Raw genomic sequence first — 20,000 nt, 5'->3', positions numbered from 1 at the left:
CTAAAACTTTCATGACCGGACTCTTTAGGTTACTTATCAGGTTTATAAACTATTCTCAAATATACTTCCGTTTATCTTATAATCAAACACTTAACAATTCCATTCATAGATTCCCTGATTTATAACTGAACTATCAGTATTGCGCTCTCCAGAATACCTTAACTGAAATCTCAGAATAATCCTTAATTTTAAATGTAATACATATACTATAAATGAATTTTTTAAAAGGATCCATGAAGAGGATATATAATTTCGAAGTAGCAGACAAGATAAGAGAATTGCTGATGGATGAAGATAAGGTACTCGAAAAGGAAATGTTCAATGGTCTGTGCTTTATGATGAACGACAAGATGCTGATCTGCGTTAGCGATCACGACCTGCTATGCCGGATCGGAGAAGCCAGTGCAGAAAGAGAGCTGGAAAAAGGCAGCTGCCGCCAGATGATTATGAGAGGCAGGGCCAGCAAAGATTTCGTTTATGTAGCGCTTGATGATGTCGTCAGAATCAAAGACCTTGAGTATTGGGTGGGGTTGTGCCGGGCCTTTAACCCGCTCGCCAAATCCTCAAAAAAATAAATTTGGAAATCACTGTCGCTTCCTCCTTTTTGTCCGGCAAGCTTTGCTGACTGTACAGTACTGTCGAAAGAAAACGGATCCTTATTCCGGCGATTCAATGAAAGGCCGCCTGCTCTTAACATACGTAAAATCGTCAAAAAACAGCCTTAAACCACCTCCTGTGTCAATTTTTAAAAGTGTTTTGTCAGTTTTTAAAAGTGCAGAACAGCTTCAGCTTCTAGATTTGAGCCTTCAGTAAGCTGCGTCATGCGCAGCAAAACGAAACCAAATTTATTATTAAACAAGCTGAATTATTATGAAGGAAAAACTACACAGTTTCTCATGGAGATTAACCTCGTTTTTAATAGTGCTTGGATTGTGCTGGCAGGTCACGACTGCGCAAACCACCAGGCGGATAACGGGTACTGTAGCCTCAGGCAACGGAGAGCCTCTAATAGGAGTATCCGTTAAAGTTGCAGGAGAACAGGTCGGGACGACCACAGACCTTAGCGGAAAATTTGCTTTAACCGTAAAGCCAAATGCTGTATTAATAATCAGCTATGTAGGGTTTGAATCGCAAAAGGTCACTGTTGGAGAACAGACAACGCTGAAAATTGTGATGAAGGAAGACGCAAAAATGCTCGAAGATGTGGTGGTGATCGGTTATGGAATATCGAAAAGAAAGGATCTGACCGGTGCGAGTGTATCCGTCAAAGGTTCGGATATTGCAAGTGTACCGGTGACCAGCGCTGCCCAGGCTGTGACAGGCAAGCTGGCCGGGGTGAACGTTGTGACAAAAAGCGGTGCGCCGGGGTCAGACGTCAATATTACGATACGTGGAGGTACCTCTATCACTCAGAGTACTACCCCCCTCTACATCGTCGACGGGTTCCAGATGGACAACGCCTTAACCAATATAGACATCAACGATATTGAAGCGATAGATGTGATGAAAGACGCATCTGCAACTGCGATCTATGGTGCCAGGGGCGCGAATGGCGTTGTGCTGATCACTACTAAATCAGGAAAATCCGGAAAAACAAAGATATCATATAATGGATACGCAAGTTTTGAAAAGCTCAGCCAGAAGCTCCCGGTAATGTCGCCGGAAGAATATGTTAAGTATCAATACGAATACCAGATGTTGCGGGGTACTCAAATGTCACAGTTCACCAAATACTTCGGAGGGGGTGATGAAGCTGATCCGGCTTTCTATACAGGAGCTGCCGGGTACATTCACGATACTTATTCACAAACAAAGCCGATAGACTGGCAGGATGTGGTTTTCGGCAACACTGCATTGCTCCAAAATCATAATGTGAGCGTTTCCGGAGGTTCTGCCAAAACGGGGTTTATCCTCACTTATAATAATACAGGCCAGCAAGGTATCCTGGACAAATACGGTTTCAGTAAAAATAATGTCAGGGCAAAGGTAAACCATACAGTTAACGACCATATCCGTGTAGACTTTAACTCCAACTTCAACAGCTCAACGCTGGAAGGCGGAGGTTCGCTCGGGGGACGGTTAAGGATGACCATTGCGCAGCCGGTAACCGGCGGTGTCCGCTTTACAGACGATCAGTTGATCCATTCTGACGATTTTTTCAATGCAGTTCTTCAGGATAACGGTTCTTACAATGTATACAATCCGCTCATCCTGAATGACGCCACTACTTCCAAATCATTTACACGCCAGTACACCGGAAACGGAGGTGTGGATATCGACATTTTGAAGAACCTGACGTGGCGGACTGCCGGGAGTTATTTCTGGCAGCAGAAAAGGGATGATTTCTGGGATGACGGACGGACCCAGGCCGCTAAACAGAATCACAATGGCACCCCATACGGATCACGTGACAACAGTGAAAAATATACCTGGCAGATCACCAACACGCTTTCCTGGAAACAGGAGTTTGGCAAACACGCGATCAGCGCAACACTGGGACAGGAAGTTCTGAATACCGAGTCAATGAACCTTGACAATGGATATGACAATTTTGATCTGGTGAATTTCGGGTTGAACAATCTCAACGGAACAAATACGTACGATAGAGGATCAGGGCTCTCAAGGTTCAAAATGCTGTCGGTATTCGGCCGCACCATGTACAACTATGATAACCGGTACCTGCTGACAACGACTTTACGCGGCGACGGTGTCTCGAAGTTTGCACATGGCAACCAATGGGGAGTCCTGCCTTCCGCTTCAGCGGCCTGGCGGATATCGGAAGAGAGTTTCATGAAAGACAATAAGATCTTCGATCAGCTGAAACTCCGGATCGGTTATGGCGTCACCGGCAACTGTAATATCGACGACTATATGTATACAACCGCTTATGGTCCGGGCTATTATGCCATCAACAACAGCGAGGTTATTACCCTTCGTCCCGGCAGTAAACTCGGAAACCCTGACTTGGTATGGGAAAAGACCAAATCAACAAACATCGGTTTAGATATTTCGGTACTGAAAAGCAGGATAAACCTTTCAGCGGATTTTTACAATAATAAATCGGATAATTTACTGTTAGAAGTCGCCATTCCGCGCCATACAGGTTACAATACACAGTTTCAGAATATCGGTTCGATCCGTAACCGCGGAGTGGAGTTCGTGCTCAACACCCGTAACATCAGTAGCACTGATTTCAGATGGACAACAGACTTCAACATCGCGTTCAACCGGTCCAAAGTACTTCAGCTATATGGAACCGACACCAAAAGAATGCCGCCCGGAACATTCCTGATTGAAGAGGGACAACCTTTAGGACAGTTCTTTGGATACAAATATGCGGGAGTTTACACTACGGACGACTTTACGCAAAATGCTAATGGAACCTATACATTAAAAGACGGAGTAGCAAGGCCCAAAGCACCTGGCGGCACCATTAAGCCCGGAGATATAAAGTATGTACCCACTGCGGGCGAGGTAGATGCAAATGGTAACCCGGTGTGGACTACGGATGACAGGACGGTGATAGGAAGTGCGGTCCCTAAATTTACCGGCGGGATAGTCAACACTTTCTCTTATAAGCAGTTTGACTTAAGTGTATTCATGAATTTCAGCTATGGCAACAAGGTCATGAATGAAAACAAGAAGAGCTTCATGGGCCCTCACCTGCCTTTTACCAGTTCTTTTTTCCCAATGGCTGACAGGTTTGTCCTGATAGACCCGGCAACAGGCAGGGAAACAACAGATTTGCAACGCCTTGCAGTTTTGAACCCCGGCCAGTATGCCCCTGATGCGGTCTGGAATTTACAGGCCAGAAACCAGAACGCGGTTTCCGACCCCATCGACTACTACCTGGAAGACGGATCATTCCTTCGTATAAACACCGTGACCCTGGGTTATTCGCTGCCTTCAGTATTGACAAAGAAGCTGGGCATCGGCTCTACCAGGCTTTACTGCACATTGAACAATCCCTATGTCTTTACGAAGTATTCAGGGTATGATCCCGAGGTATCTTCTTCTGAAAAAGGATTTGAACAAGGCGTGGATAATTCGGCATTCCCACGTTCAAAAAGTATCGTATTCGGCTTGAATCTGAGTTTTTAACAACTGATAACTAAAGACATGAATAAAATATTTCAAAGAGCACTCCTGCTTCTCTCTATTATAACAATCTCTTCCTGTAAAGACTGGCTTGATAATCCATCGCCGACGCAGCTCGACAGTGAAACGGTTTTCAAAGATCTGAACGCGGCTGACAAGGCCGTTTTGGGAGCATACGCATCCTCCTTCCACCAGGAACTGTTTTATAACCTGGCAGCAAATTCGGACGAGACGATCTCCACTGAGAACAATAACAGCAAAACACGGCTCGCGAATTTCGACTATGTTCCTATAGAGAGCCCTTCGGGCCTATATACCACTGCTTACCAAACCATCGAGTACGCAAACAACGTTCTGAAAAAGCTACCGTTGTACGAAGCAGCAAACGCAGCGGAGGAAAAGAAGAAAAATATGCTTCTCGGCGAATCTTATACGCTGCGGGCTATGAGCTACCTGAATGTGGTGCGCTTCTTTGGCGATATGCCCTATACGGATATCCCCTTAGAAGACGCCCAGTCATTTGCAGCAGGCCGCACGGACCGGGACGTTATCTACGACCATTGTATAAGCGACCTTCAGAAAGCTGTAGAATTGCTGCCCTGGTATGAAGAAGGAATGATCCCGACTCCTGAACGTATTTCGAAAAACGCCGCTTATGGGATCCTGGCCCGGACAGCACTGTATGCAGCGGGCTACTCCCTGCGCTGGGACCTGAATACCTATTCGGCTTCATCACTCAGGCTGGCTCAAAGAGCAGATCAGGCCCGTGTACGTGAATTGTATTCCATTGCTGCGGATGCATGTGCAGCTGTTGTAAACAGAGGATACAATCAATTGCTGCCAAAATATGAAGATGTTTTCCGTGACCTGGTCAACGGGCGGTATAACAAAGAGTCCATGCTGGAATTCGGCCAATGGGGCACCAATGTCAATTCGACAGGTATCGGATATTCCAACGGCATAGCCGTTTTGAGAGGAAATACCCTGTTCGGCAGATCGTTCCCTGTACAGGGCGCTATGCCGACTTTCTGGTTTGACTTCGATGTAAACGATACCCGCAGAGGGGTTACCATCGCCAACTACGGGCTAAACGAAAAAAGCGAACGTTTAATGAATCCTTATTCTATGCATGGTATCGGAAAGTTCCGCGTAGTGTGGAAAAACGACAAAGGTGTTGCCGATAATAAACGTAATATTAACTGGATTCAGCTAAGGTATTCGGACGTTCTGCTCATGTATGCAGAATCGCTGAATGAGTTGCATAACGGACCTACTGCTGATGCGGTCAAAGCAATCAGAGACGTCAGAAAGAGGGCTTTAGGCGGCAATGAAAGTAAGATCGGGACCATCCCGACAGATTACCAGGGATTCAAAGATGCCATCATTGAAGAACGCAAGTTAGAGCTGGCGTTTGAAGGCTGGCGCAAAACAGATTTGATCAGATGGGGAATCAGTTTCGAAAAGCTGACTGAAACCAAAGCAAATCTGATTGCACTGGCAAGACGGGAAGGTAAATATGCTAATGTACCGCGGTTTGCGGCTTACAAGATACAGGTAGCTACCTTCAGCGACCCGCTTGTTCAGATAGATCCCTCCTACACTTATATGACCGAACCTGATGCAACCGAAAAGGCCAGGTTAACAGCCGGAGGATACAAGCTGGTCAACATGGATGGGGATGTAGTGAATTCCGGAGCAACACGATTCGACTTCATTGACAGGAGCAACAATCAGCTTGCTGCCTGGGTAAGTAACCTGTTCAGCGGAATGCAAAAGAACAAATCAGAACTATTACCTTTAGGATCAGGAAAAATAGATCTGAATCCCGGATTCGCCGGGCAGGAACTACCTGGATATTAATATAGGCCACTTAAAAGAACATCCCTCAGTAGCTCAGGATGTTCTTTTTGAGCATCTATCGTTCTTAATAAGTTTACACCTTTCTATTACCAACAAATTGAAAAAACTAACGATTATATTCATCTCGCTGCTTTTGTTCGGCTGTAAAACCAGGCAAACCGGCAGGATTGACCGGCAGGCGCTGGTAGAAAGAAACAATCCTCATGTAACGAAATTCGACAACCTGAGTTCGCTTTCTGTGGGAAACGGGAATTTTGCTTTCACAGCAGACGCAACGGGCTTGCAGACTTTTCCCGAGCTTTATGCGAAGGGGGTTCCCCTGGGGACTCAATCACAATGGGGCTGGCATAGCTTTCCAAATCCCAACGGATATACACCGGAGGAAGCTTTGAAAGAATACGATTTCAGGGGTAAAAAGGAATTGTACTCCGTGCAGTTCAGCGAAAAAGGGCGGCAGCACGATGCCGCAAACTGGCTTCGTGCCAATCCTCACCGCCTGCATTTGGGAAACATCGGATTTGAACTCACTAAAAAAGATGGCTCCCTGGTTCAGCCTGGTGAAATTGAAGCGGTTGATCAGTATCTGGACCTGTGGACCGGGACGATAAGGAGCAGCTTTAAAGTGAATGGTGAACTGGTCACAGTCAGAACAGCCGTTCACCCGTCAAAAGACCGTGTTGCGGTGGATGTCTCATCCCCCCTTATTAAACAAGGACTGTTGAAGATCAACTTACGTTTCTCCTATCCTACCGGCAATCATACAGACGATGCCTGTGACAGGACAGTACCAGAGAAACACCGTACAGAGATCGTTTCACAAAACCAGAACGGATATGTGATCAAGCGAACCCTCGACGGGACTTCTTACTATGTCAGCCTGAAAGTAAGCGAAAAAGCAACATTGAATGAAAAAGATAAGCACTACCTGGTGCTGGCTCCGGAAAGCGATCATTTTTCTTTTACATGTGAATTTACTGACTCGGCTGCTGCCACTCTGAACGATAAGCCTGCAACCGCATTCGCCGAGTCGTCCGGCTACTGGCAAAACTTTTGGAAACGCGGCGGAGCAGCAGATTTTTCCAGGGCTACCGATCCCCGGGCGAAAGAACTTGAAAGAAGGGTGATCCTTTCACAATACCTGATGGCCATTCAGTCTTCAGGAATGTATCCTCCACAGGAAACCGGGCTTACTTACAATAGCTGGTTTGGGAAATTCCATCTCGAAATGCACTGGTGGCACGCTGTACACTTTGCACTATGGAACCGCATTGATCTGCTGGAACGCAGTATGGACTGGTACGCAAAAGCCTACCCTGTAGCAAAATCCATTGCCGGAAGACAAGGCTTCGATGGTGCCCGCTGGATGAAAATGACGGATCCTTCCGGAGCCGAAGCTCCTTCAAGCGTTGGATCTTTCCTCATCTGGCAGCAACCACACTTCATCTATATGGCCGAATTAATCTACAGGGATCACCCAACGGATGAAGTGATCAAAAAATATGGGTTCCTGGTAGAAGAAACAGCTAAATTTATGGCATCCTTTACGACTTATGATCAGCAAAAAGACCGGTATTCGTTAAAAGGCATCATTGCTGCCCAGGAAACACACCGCGCTTCGGAAACCATCAACCCGCCGTTCGAGATCTCCTACTGGCACTATGCCATGAGCATCGCCCAGAAATGGAGGGAAAGAGCGGGGCAAAAACGGAATGCGGAATGGGACCGGATTATCGCTAAACTTCCTCCTCTTGCATCAAAAGACGGACTTTACCTGGCTTCCGAAAATGCGACAGATACATACGAAGATATCCGGTTTACGTCTGATCACCCGGCCGTATTAGGTGCGGTGGGGATATTGCCGCAAAATAAACTCATCAGAAGTGACTACATGTCGAACACCCTCAACTGGATTGTTAAAAACTGGAACTGGGAAGAAACATGGGGCTGGGATTACCCGATGCTGGCGATGTGCGCGGCCCGTTTAAATGAACCGGCGAAAGCTGTCGATGGCCTGCTTATGGATAAACGAACCAACACCTATCTCCTGAACGGCCATAATTACCAGGACGCAAGATTAAGGGTTTATTTACCGGGAAATGGCGGCCTGCTGACAGCAGTTGCCATGATGTGCGCAGGCTGGGATGGAAATGAAGCTCAAACGCCGGGATTCCCAAAAGACGGAACATGGAACGTAGTCTGGGAAGATCTGAAACCAATGCCCTGATACTGATTGGAAAAGGATATCCAGAAATGATTACTTGAAACAATATAAAATGAAGAAAATAGTATTATTCCTGCTCGTTTGCATACACCTGGCTCTGGGACTTGAAGCTAAAGAGCTCTTCCCGGACGGCACGCCTGTCCCCGATTGGTTCCGCCAAAATAAAGCGGTTGATATTAAAACACTTGGCAAGGCCTACCGGATCACCGATTACGGCGTCGTAAACGACAGTACCATCCTCCAAACAGAAAAAATCCAGTCGATTATAGACCAGGCTTCGGCAGCCGGAGGAGGAGTGGTCCTTATTCCAAAGGGAACATTTTTGAGCGGTGCCCTCTTCTTCAAAGCTAAAACGCATCTATTTATCGAAAAAGATGCCGTATTGAAAGGAAGCGATGACATCAGCAATTTCCCAATCCTTCCAACCCGGATTGAGGGCCAGAGCATTAATTATTTTGCAGCGCTTGTCAACGCTGACAGCCTTGACGGGTTTACGGTTTCGGGAGAGGGAACGATTGACGGAAATGGTTTACGATATTGGAAATCATTCTGGCTTCGAAGGAAGGTAAACCCTAATTGCACTAATATAGAAGAACTTCGCCCCCGTTTGGTTTACATCTCCAACAGTAAGAATGTACAGCTCTCCGGGGTTAAACTGGTAAACTCGCCGTTCTGGACCACCCATTTGTATAAATGCGAAAATGTAAAAGTGTCGGATCTCTATATTTTTTCTCCCCATCAACCGGTTAAGGCGCCCAGTACCGATGCCATAGATATCGACGCCTGCACCAATGTGCATATCAGGAACTGCTACTTTTCTGTAAATGATGATGCCATTGCTCTAAAAGGAGGAAAAGGGCCTTCAGCCGACCAGGATAAAAATAATGGAGGAAACCGGAATATCATTATCGAAGACTGTACCTATGGCTTCTGTCACAGTGCACTGACCTGCGGCAGTGAGGCGATCCACAACCGTAACATTGTTCTGCGCCGCTGCACCCTGAATAATGCCAAACGACTGCTCTGGCTGAAAATGCGTCCTGACACTCCTCAGAACTACGAATACATTTTGGTAGAGGATATTAAAGGAGATGCGCAGAGTTTTCTGTATGTGAAACCATGGACCCAGTTTTTCGATATGAAAGGACAAACAAGAAAGGCTCCTTCCTCCTCCATGAATGTCACGATGCGGAACATCGCATTGAAATGCGATGTTTTTTTCGATGTCGTTCAATCAGACCAGTATCAGCTTTCCGACTTTACTTTTGAAAACCTGGATATCCAGGCGACAGCAGGCACAGAGATCCCTGCTGGTTATATATCAAACTTAACACTGAAAAAGGTGCAGGTAAACGGAAAGAAGCTGAAATAACTCTGACAGATACCGTTTTAAAACTCTTCAATCAGGAAACCCGGTTGATTTGCCGGGGAAGTACAGGACAGTATTTCCCCGGTTTTTTTTTATTCTTGAGCCCTGAGCAAAAATTATAGACTATTTATTTTTCTATAAGCAACCAGTTAACCAGGATACGTGAGGATGAAATACTTGTATAGAATATGGGTACTCTTAGTACTGTTACTGACTGGCTGGCAGACGGTTTCAGCTTCCTGGCCTGAACCCAAGTTTTCCCACTATTCTACCGAAGACGGACTCTCTCATGATGGTGTTCTATGTATTACCCAAGACCGGGAAGGATTTATCTGGTTGGGTACATGGGATGGGATCAACCGGTTTGACGGGAATAATTTTACCGCTTACAAATCCGAACCAGGCGACAGGTCGGTACTTAAAAATAATAAAGTCAAAGATATAACGGAAGATCCGGCGGGATATTTATGGGTGCTGACCTACGATAAAAAGGCCTACCGGTTCGACAAAAAGACAGAACAGTTCTCAGCCATCACCCATTCCGTATCGGGAGAAAACTTAAGCAACGTCACGATCGAAAGAATTATTCCTTTATCGAACGGAGATACCTGGATGATCACCTCAGAAAGGGATGCCCTGTGCATTTCAAACAGTCATGAAGACAAATTGCAGGTGATTCATTTCAACCAGGACAGGGATCTCAAAAAGATTAATTTTATTTATGAAGACCAGCAGCGAAGAGTTTGGCTGGGAACCGGGCAGGGACTCGTTTGCTTAGTTAAACGAAACGGAAAATATGTTTCGGGCTTATCCGGACATAAAAAATTATACTGTGCCGGTCTAAACATCACGTCGGTCTCGGAAAATTCAAGTGCTGTCATTTTCGGCAGTTCCGACGGCGTCCTGGTCGAATATCTATCCGAAAAAAAAACACTCATTTCCCACAAACTGGGAAATAATGAAATTCATGACATCTGCCTCTCGAGATCAGGCGATATCTATGTCACAGCCGGAAATCTGGGATTGGTTCTTTATAACAGGAAAAATGGTTCCTTTCACCAGGCTGGCAATGAAAAACGGCTTCACCTCTATTCTATTTTTGAGGACTCCAGGGGAAATGTCTGGCTGGAGGCCGAAAAAGAAGGAGTTTATAAATATTCACCGGATAAAGGGACTTTTAAATATTTCAATCACGCAAAGGAAGACGGATCGCCCTATGGGAGGCCTACCGACGGAACTTATAAGGTATTTGAAGATGTGAATGGTGTGGTTTGGATAAGTCTGAAAGGCGGAGGGTTTGGATACTATGACAGCGCACGCGATAATCTGGCGTATTTTTACAACAGACCCGGATCTCCTGACAAGTTATTCTCCAATAGTATCGTCTCTGCCTTTTCGGATAATAAGGGAGTTCTTTGGTTTAGCTCCCGGAACGGAGGACTCAACCGGGTCGTATTTCCTGCGGGAAACTTCAAACACCAGGTATTGGTGGAGGAATCGGACAATAAATTCGATAACGAAGTCCGCGCACTGTTGCAGGACCAGCATGGAAAAACCTGGATCACTACAAAAAAGGGGAAACTATACGTCTACCAGAACGGAAAGGAGATCAAAGATGTATTAACAGTACCCAATCAGAATTTAGGCAGTATCTATTGTATTACGGAAGGGCAAGACGGAACGATCTGGATAGGCACGAAAGGTCAGGGATTGATAAGACTAGACCCTGAAAACCAATCGCATACCCGTTATAGATTAACCCGGTACGTGAACAACCCCGCCGATCCGTCGAGTCTTAGCGGGAACAAGGTGTATTCAGTTCTGACAGATGATTCCGGACGGGTATGGATCGGAACTTTTGGCAGCGGCTTAAATCTCCTGGTTTCACAAGGAGGCAAAGTGAGCTTTAAAAACATTCATAATGATTTCAGGCATTATCCCAAACATACGTTCAATGTCATACGCCATATCATACAGGGGCCGGATAGGAATATATGGCTGGCAACAACCGATGGCCTGCTGCGTTTTGATCCTGACGAACATCCCGGCAAGCTTTCTTTCATGCAAACAACAAAAATCCCGGGAGATCCCTCCAGCCTGGGAAACAATGACCTGCTGTATCTTTACCCGGCCCGGAACGGCGATGTCTGGATCGGCACTTTTGGGGGCGGATTAAACAGGGTGTTATCGCACACTATACACAAAAAGAAGGCTCTAAAGTTCCAGGTATTTACAAAGGATCATGGCCTGCCGAATGATATTGTACTCAGTATGGTAGAGGACAATAAGGGAAATCTTTGGGTGGCTACTGAAAATGGGTTGTCTAAACTGGATATCAAACGGGAAAGCTTCAGGAATTATGACAGCTATGATGGACTGCCCGGAACGCGTTTTTCCGAGGCAGGGGCTTTCAGGGCTAAAAACGGGGAGATATTCTTCGGATGTGCCAATGGGTACATCTCTTTTTATCCTGACAAAATCAGGGACCAGAAATTTCGTTCGTCTCTGGTATTTACCGGCATTCAGCTTTACAATGAAGACATCAGGATCAAGAGTAAAGACTCTCCCCTACGGTATGCGATAAACTATACCCGCAACATGACGCTGAAGCACGATCAGAACGTGATCACTTTTGAATATGCTGTTTTAGATTTCCGGCTTTCGAAAAATATCTCTTACTCCTATATCCTCGAAGGCTACGACAAAGGATGGCATCATGTAAAAAACCTGAAAAAAGCGACCTATACAAAAATACCTCCGGGTGAATATACGTTTAGGGTAAAAACTACCGACAATTATCACTTTAACAACGTTCCCGAAAAGAGTATTTCTATTAAGATCCTTAAACCCTGGTGGCTGAGTAACGGAGCCATGTTCGCGTATTTTCTTGTGGCAGTTCTGGTTGCAGAAATGGTCAGAAGATTTGTTACCACCCTGATCGGGCTGAAAAACAAGGTCATCGTCGAGAAGAAGATGACGGAATTAAAGCTCCAGCTTTTTACAAATATTTCACATGAGCTAAGAACACCTTTAACCCTGATTGTGAATCCGTTGAACAAGATAAAAAACACGGAAGCATTGAGTGAAAATGGACGGGACTACCTGGATATTGCCGGTAAAAATGTTGACAGGATGATGCGCTTCGTCAATCAGCTTCTTGATTTCAGGAAGATTCAAAACCAGAGCCTGAAGTTAAACGTACAAAAGGTTGACCTGGGATCCCTGATGGAGCACACTGCTGCTTACTTTAAAGATATCTGTTTGGAAAAGAACATCAGGCTCAATATCCTGAAGCCAGGCAGCGAACCCCTGATATGGTGTGACGAGGAAAAAATTGAGATTGTATTCTTTAACCTCCTTTCAAACGCCATAAAGTTTACCCCCACGGGGAAAAGAATATCCATCAGCATTGAAAACAGCCATCGGGAGTATACAACAGTAAGCGTACGGGATGAAGGTGCCGGCTTACCGGAAAACAAACTGGAAGATATTTTCAGGCTTTATTACGAAGGAAATAACCAGCAGGACAAGGCCTTTAAGGGAACCGGCATCGGACTGGCTCTAAGCAGAGATATTGTCCGGCTTCATAAAGGGAAGATCTATGCACAGAGAAACGCAACGGAGGGACTCACCTTCCGGGTGGAACTCCTCAAAGGTCATACGCATTACGACAAAGCAGATCTGGAAAACGAAGAACCCGCTTCAGACATACAGGAACAAACCTTGCAGCCACAGACAGAACACAAGACTACGCGGCCAGACTTAAGTCTTGACGGCTGCCCTAAGCTTTTGATCGTGGAGGACAACAGGGATGTAAGAAAACTGATCGTGGATCAATTTGATCAGAACTACCAGGTACTCGAAGCTGAAAATGGATTGGATGGATATGAAAAAGCGGTCGGATTATTACCAGACGTCATCATCAGTGACGTTGTGATGCCGGTAATGGATGGCATACAAATGCTGGATAAGCTGAAAAACGAAATTACCACAAGCCACATTCCTGTAATCCTGTTAACAGCCAGATCTTCTGTAGAAGACCAGATAAAAGGTTTGTCCAGCGGTGCTGATTTTTATATTACCAAGCCCTTTCATTCCGAATACATCGAGCATTTAATACACAACCTGATTAATCAACGGCAAAGAATGGTTGCGAGTATTCTTGAACGGTCAAAACAAACAGACTCCCGGGTTCAGGATACTTACATGACCCCGCGTGACGGGAAATTCTTAAAAGATGTTGTACAGATTATAGAAGACGGGATGTCTGATGTGCATTTCAATATTGATGCCGTTGCTGTCGCTATCGGCATGGGCAGAACAACCTTCTATAAAAAGATCAAAAGCTTAACCGGTATGTCGCCGGTTGAGTTCGTCAGGGATATCCGTTTGAAAAAAGCCAGTGAGTTACTGGATGCCAGCGAGATGTCAATTTCTGAAGTAGCCTACATGGTAGGATTTAACAGTTCAGGATATTTTAGTACCTGCTTCAAAGAAAAATACAAAGTGTCGCCTTCTGACTATGTAAAGGACAGAAAAGAATGTAAACAAAGTGTATAGATCGTTCTAAAAAATCCTCATATTGGATGACTGATTTTTTGATTAGTTAATGGAAAAAATATTCGACTGGAACCGGATAATGTTTAATGATCTTCCTGCCGCATTTCTGCTGGAGGTTGTACTGCGATCGGTGGTCATGTTCATGGTCATCCTGATGACCTTACGGGCGTCGGGAAAGCGTGGGATCAGACAGTTATCCATATTTGAGCTGGTATTGATCATTGGTCTTGGTTCTGCCGCCGGTGACCCGATGTTTTATGAAGATGTAGGCATACTCCCGGCACTTACTGTTTTTCTGGTAATTATCCTCCTCTATATGGGCATTACGCGGCTGACCGACCGGTTCAGATGGTTCGAGCGTGTCATGGAAGGAGAACCTGTATACGTTGTTCAATCTGGAAAGATCCGGTTAGAAGAACTCAAACGTACGGGTCTGAGCCGTGAAGAACTCTTCTCTGAGCTGCGGCTGCAGAACGTTGAACATCTGGGACAAGTGCGGACGGTGCTGATTGAAACAACCGGAGAAGTAAGCGTTCTTTTCTTCCCGGACGAGGAAGTAAAACCGGGCCTTCCTATCTTTCCGGGCCAGCAAAAGAAAGTGCTGCCAACCGATCAGAACCGCTGTTGTGCCGAATGCGGAGAGCCCTACACAAATGCTGCATCCAACGGCTGCTGCACCTGTTGTGGCTGCGACGAATGGGTAGGTTCTATGACGACAAAAAGGATTGCCTGAGATCGGCCAGAAAAAATAATTATCTGAAAACCCGGCTTTCAGCCTGATAAAGCTGCCTGACCATACAGGCAGTTTTTATACTTAGCAGAGCACACTTCATATAATAAAGCTCACTTCCGGTACACCTGCCGGGAGCAATAATCCCCGAACTTCCTCCCCTTAACCTGCGGCAGTAGCTGCATAATAGCAACATAGTTATCATTTTTTTCAACGAGGTTGTTGTCTTCCTCAGGCTCATCCGTGATAAATTTGTTTCAGTAGCTATCCGTCATTTCCGTCAATCAACGATCAGTTTCGTTCCCGCAATGCGCTCAGGATTGCATTTCGCCCACCGATAGGCTGGATCTGCGATAACTATTAACAACCATAATTATTTATAAACCAATAACAAAAAATGATGAGTAAACTTAGATCTGGTTTAGCAGGTTTGATAAGGCATCTGATGTGTCTTATAACGGGCCTGTACTTACTTGCTGTGCAGGGATATGCACAGGAAAAGGTAAATGTATCAGGAAAGGTCCTCGATGAAAAGGGAGCAGCCATTATAGGCGCCACTATTATTGTCAAAGGATCGAAAGGAAATGGTGCCAGCACTGATGAAAGCGGCCGGTTCACACTGCCCGGTCTGGTCCCCGACGCCGTTCTGGTTGTCAGTTATCTTGGGTACCAAACCCGGGAGATCCCGCTTAAAGGGCGAAAATCACTTAGTATTTCCCTGGTAGAAGACTCGCGGCTACTGGAAGATGTGGTCATCATAGGATACGGCACTCAGAAAAAAGGGGATGTAACCAGTTCGGTGGCAAGTGTAAGGCCTGAAAATTTTGCACAGGGAGCGATCAAAGATGTCGGGCAGCTCATTCAGGGGAAAGTCGCCGGACTCGCTGTCAGCAATCCAAGCGGCGATCCTACATCAACAACCCAGTTCCGGCTAAGAGGCACCAACACCATTGGCGGAGCAAATACGGCTCCCCTGGTCCTTATTGACGGAGTTCCCGGAAGCATTAACACAGTTGCACCGGAAGATGTAGAAAGCGTTGATGTCTTGAAAGACGGTTCAGCTGCAGCTATCTATGGGACGAGAGGAACCAACGGAGTGATCTTCGTTACAACAAAAAAAAGCAAAGGAGGTGAGACCAACCAGGTAGATTATAATGGCTATATGAGCACCTCCCGCATACTTAAGAAGCCAGACCTGTTAAATGCAACGGAGTTCGCGGCGCTTTACCCGAATGAAGATCATGGAGCAAGCACCGAATGGCTGGATGAAATTATGCGAACGCCATTCACACAGGTACATAACTTATCTCTTCGCGGAGGAGCCTCATCCACAAACTACATTGTGAACCTCAACAGCAATTCATCGGAAGGAATTATGCTTAAATCCGCAAATGAGACATTTCAGGGCCGTACCGAGGTCACACACAAGATGTTCGACGATAAACTGCAGGTCAAGGTCGGTTTTCTGGGTAAAAAGAACAAGTTTGAATCAACGGCAAATTCAGGCAGCTTCAGTGGATATACTTACCGCCAGGCTTTATTGCGGAACCCTACAGACCCGGTAAAAAATGCCGATGGAAGCTGGTATGAGAACTTGAGCAAATTTGAGTATGAAAACCCCGTGGCAAGACTGGAGGAAAGCTATGGAGACGTAAAAAATACAGAAGTGCGGTTCAATGGCGGGCTCACGTTCAATCCAGTCAGGGATCTCACTCTTTCGGGCGTCATGTCGTATGTTGAACAAAAAAGGAACCACGGCTATTCAGAAACGCTCAACCACGCGTCTGCCAGAAGAGATGGTTTCGCCGGATGGTCATCGGTGGGGGCTTCAGCACGGTCAGAATCGCTGGTAGAACTCACAGCGCTCTATAACAAACAGATCAACCGGCATAAAATGAGCTTTCTTGGTGGATACAGCTATAATGGGGTCGATTTTGAGGACATGTATTTCTCAAATTTCGGGTTCCAGGATGATCAATTTGGAGGGTGGCACAATATCGGCATCGGATCGGCGCTGAAGGAAGGAAAAGCAGACGCAAATTCTCATAAGTGGACAACTAATCTGATCGGATTCTTCGGACGCGCCACCTACTCCTTCGACGACCGTTATTTGCTAATGGCGAGTTTACGTTACGAAGGAGCAAGTCAGCTTTGGGGCACAGACAATGAATGGGGAGCCTTCCCTGCTGTATCTCTGGGATGGAGGATTACACGGGAACCTTTCATGAAGGATCAGAACGTTCTTGATGATTTGAAACTACGCATTGGCTATGGTGTAACAGGCTCCCAGCCTGTCAATGGTTTTCTGGGTGTTGCCATGCTCAAGTATGACAAATTCGCCTATGTAAACGGTAAATGGGTGCAAACCATCGTACCCGCGTCTAACCCAAACCCTGATCTGAAATGGGAAGAAAAAAAGGAGACAAACATCGGGCTCGATTTCAGCCTTTTAAAAAACAGGCTATCCGGTTCAATCGACGCATACAACAGAAATGTTGACGGCCTTCTCTATGAGTACAGTGTCCCCGTACCTCCAAACCTGTATAATAAAACGTGGGCAAACGGAGGTACAATGCAAAACCGGGGGATTGAGGTACTTCTTTCAGGTGTTCCGGTAACGGCTAAAAACTTTGACTGGCATACCAACGTTACATTTTCAACCAATTCTAATAAACTGAAAAGTCTCGATGGAAGCGTATTCAAAACCCAGTTTGACTATTTCAACACCGGCTGGCTGGCCGAACCAGTGAAGACCGAATCACACCGGGTACAAGCTGGGGAAAGGATAGGAAACTTCTGGGGATTCAAGGTTGTCGACATCGATGAAAACGGAAAGTGGATCTATGAGGGAGCCGATGGAACGCGGATCGCATACAACGACTTCTCACGCGCACCCGAAGAAAAACAAATCATAGGAAACGGGCTTCCAAAGTGGTATGCCGGATGGAATAACAACTTCCGATATAAAAATTTCGACTTAGCCATTACCATGAGGGGGGCCTTTGGCTTTCAGATCATCAACGAAGCCAGGATGTATTATGAGAATGCCAAAAATAGCAGAATGGAGAATCGCTTAAAGTCGGTGAACGATCCTGTATTCGGAAAAACCACCCTGAGCAAAGATATTGACCCTGAGTTTAATAGCTATTATGTGGAAGATGGGGATTACTGGAAGGTAGATAATATCCTCCTTGGATACACCTTTAACAAGCTTGGGAAGCACATCAAATCACTGAGGCTCTATACTTCTGTACTCAATGCCCTCGTCATTACGGGTTACAAAGGCGTTGATCCCGAGGTAAATGCTGAAGCACTGAATCCCGGGTACGACAACAGAGACCAGTATCCCAGTATCCGCTCGTTCACATTTGGTGCAGGTATTAAGTTTTAACTTTTAATAAACCCGAGATGAAATCGAAAATAGTATACATATTCATTACGGTCATCACACTCGTTCTGGCTGCTTGCACAAAACTTAAAGACGATAGCTATGGCCAGGTAATCTCAGAGAAATATAATCCGAAGACTGAACAGGAGGTCAGTTATCTTGTCAATGCAGCCTATGTTCCCTGGAGAGAAACCATGTTGCTTTGGAATGGCGTAGTACGGGCTCAGGAACTATGTGCCGACCAGGATGTTCTGCCGGCCCGCCCGAATGGCTGGGTAGACGGCGGCATTTATAAACGATGGCACCTGCATACCTGGACCACTGATGATGATTCGGCACTTCAGCCCTGGGTGCGCACGTATACGGGAATAAATACCTGTAACAGACTGCTTTCACAAATCGAGGAAGGTATCATAATAGTAAACGGAGATATAAAGGAAGGTCTGGTGTCCGAACTCAAAGTTCTGCGGGCATCTTATTATTATATTCTTGTCGACCTGTATGGGAATGTCCCGATTGTCACTGACTTTAAAGATGTGTCGCTCCCCAAACAGTCGGCAAGGAAAGAAGTATTCGATTTCGTTGTAAGCGAGATCAGTCAGAATATAGATAAGCTTTCTGAAACAGCCAGGGGCTATTATTACGGCCGGATAAATAAATGGGGCGCTTATACCCTATTGGCTAAAATGTACCTGAACGCTGAAGTTTGGACAGGTACGCCCCGATGGACTGATTGCATCACGGCATGCGACAAGGTAATAGACTTCGCCGGTAAAACAGGCGAATACGCTTTGGAATCAAATCAGAAAGATGTATTCCGGACAGCCAATGAAAACTCCAAAGAGATAATTTTTGCCCTTCCTTTCGATGAAATCTACGTTACCGACTGGAATGCATTCGATTTCCATCTCTATACTCTTGCCTCCGAAAGCCAGCAGACATATAACTTTACAAACACTCCATGGGGCGGTGTATGCGTTATTCCTCAATTTATCGGATCATTTGATCCGGAGGATATCCGGCTGAAAGAAAACTTTATATCAGGACAACAATATAAAGCCTCCGGCGAAATACTCACCCGTGCCGATAATGGAAAACCATTTGCTTACTTAAAGGATGTACCCAGTATCGATAAATCTGATATAACTGATGGATACCGGTGGGGAAAATTTGAATATGCAACAGGGATCACCAACCGGCTAAGTAATGACTGGCCTATGTTCCGCTATGCGGACATTCTCATGATGAAAGCGGAAGCATTGCTGCGCTCCGGGCAGCCAGGCGCTGGTGCCCTGATCTCACAGGTACGCCAAAGGGCCTTTAAAAACAACCCCGGAAAAGCAACCGTAACAGACGATCAGCTGAAAGGCGGAAGCGTTTATGATTACGGCCGTCGTGACGAAAACAGGTCGACACAGGAAGGCGGCGGAGACATCACGTATGGCAGGTTGCTTGACGAGTTAGGCTGGGAATTTACACAAGAAGGCCGCAGGAGGCAGGACATGATACGGTTTGGCGTATTTAGCTCCAAATCCTGGTTTTCCCATGATGCAACAAAGAACAGAAACAGGGATCTGTATCCCATACCGAACTCAGCGAGGCTGACAAATTCAAATCTGCAGCAAAATCCGGGGTATTAATACCCGAAACGAACCCGGGGAGGTACAGGCCTTGACAAGGTCAGACCTGTACCTCCCTGAATTTCAGGCGTCCTGTACATTGGAAATAATTATTTACTTTTTGTAATTTATAACCCGGTTATTGATGTAATTAA

9 protein-coding genes are annotated in these 20,000 nt (G+C 45.8%); all 9 read left to right on the top strand.

Annotation, left to right across the window (positions count from 1 at the left end):
* The first annotated feature begins 233 nt into the window (after positions 1-233).
* The 9 genes from DDR33_RS11230 to DDR33_RS11180 all read left to right on the top strand — a co-directional run bounded on the left by DDR33_RS11230 (position 234) and on the right by DDR33_RS11180 (position 19,866).
* On the top strand, positions 234-575 hold the full coding sequence (locus DDR33_RS11230) for a TfoX/Sxy family protein (RefSeq protein WP_158280711.1): 342 nt from the start codon (positions 234-236) through the stop codon (positions 573-575).
* Positions 576-870: 295 nt separating this feature from the next.
* Positions 871-4,101 carry a SusC/RagA family TonB-linked outer membrane protein gene (locus DDR33_RS11220; RefSeq protein ID WP_109415882.1) on the top strand — a complete coding sequence of 1,077 codons (3,231 nt, stop codon included), beginning with the start codon at positions 871-873 and terminating at the stop codon, positions 4,099-4,101.
* An 18-nt stretch (positions 4,102-4,119) separates the two neighbouring features.
* A complete protein-coding gene (locus DDR33_RS11215) occupies positions 4,120-5,958 on the top strand; it encodes a RagB/SusD family nutrient uptake outer membrane protein (protein ID WP_109415881.1) in 1,839 nt (612 codons plus the stop codon).
* Positions 5,959-6,055: 97 nt separating this feature from the next.
* A complete protein-coding gene (locus DDR33_RS11210; RefSeq protein ID WP_109415880.1) occupies positions 6,056-8,182 on the top strand; it encodes a hypothetical protein in 2,127 nt (708 codons plus the stop codon).
* 49 nt (positions 8,183-8,231) lie between these two features.
* Entirely contained in the window at positions 8,232-9,551 is a 1,320-nt protein-coding gene (locus tag DDR33_RS11205; RefSeq protein WP_109415879.1) for a rhamnogalacturonidase, read from the top strand.
* A gap of 165 nt (positions 9,552-9,716) precedes the next feature.
* Positions 9,717-14,108, top strand: a complete 4,392-nt coding sequence (locus DDR33_RS11200) for a hybrid sensor histidine kinase/response regulator transcription factor (protein WP_109415878.1) — start codon at positions 9,717-9,719, stop codon at positions 14,106-14,108.
* A gap of 49 nt (positions 14,109-14,157) precedes the next feature.
* Complete coding sequence (locus tag DDR33_RS11195) at positions 14,158-14,841, top strand: DUF421 domain-containing protein (protein ID WP_109415877.1); 684 nt, start codon at positions 14,158-14,160, stop codon at positions 14,839-14,841.
* A gap of 394 nt (positions 14,842-15,235) precedes the next feature.
* Entirely contained in the window at positions 15,236-18,229 is a 2,994-nt protein-coding gene (locus DDR33_RS11185; RefSeq protein WP_202913719.1) for a SusC/RagA family TonB-linked outer membrane protein, read from the top strand.
* 17 nt (positions 18,230-18,246) lie between these two features.
* Positions 18,247-19,866, top strand: a complete 1,620-nt coding sequence (locus DDR33_RS11180) for a RagB/SusD family nutrient uptake outer membrane protein (RefSeq protein ID WP_109415875.1) — start codon at positions 18,247-18,249, stop codon at positions 19,864-19,866.
* The last annotated feature ends 134 nt before the right edge of the window (positions 19,867-20,000 follow it).

This window comes from Pararcticibacter amylolyticus (assembly GCF_003130405.1).
GTDB lineage: Bacteria > Bacteroidota > Bacteroidia > Sphingobacteriales > Sphingobacteriaceae > Arcticibacter > Arcticibacter amylolyticus.
Note: the sequence above shows the minus strand (reverse complement) of the source record. Positions and strands in the feature narration are given on the sequence as shown.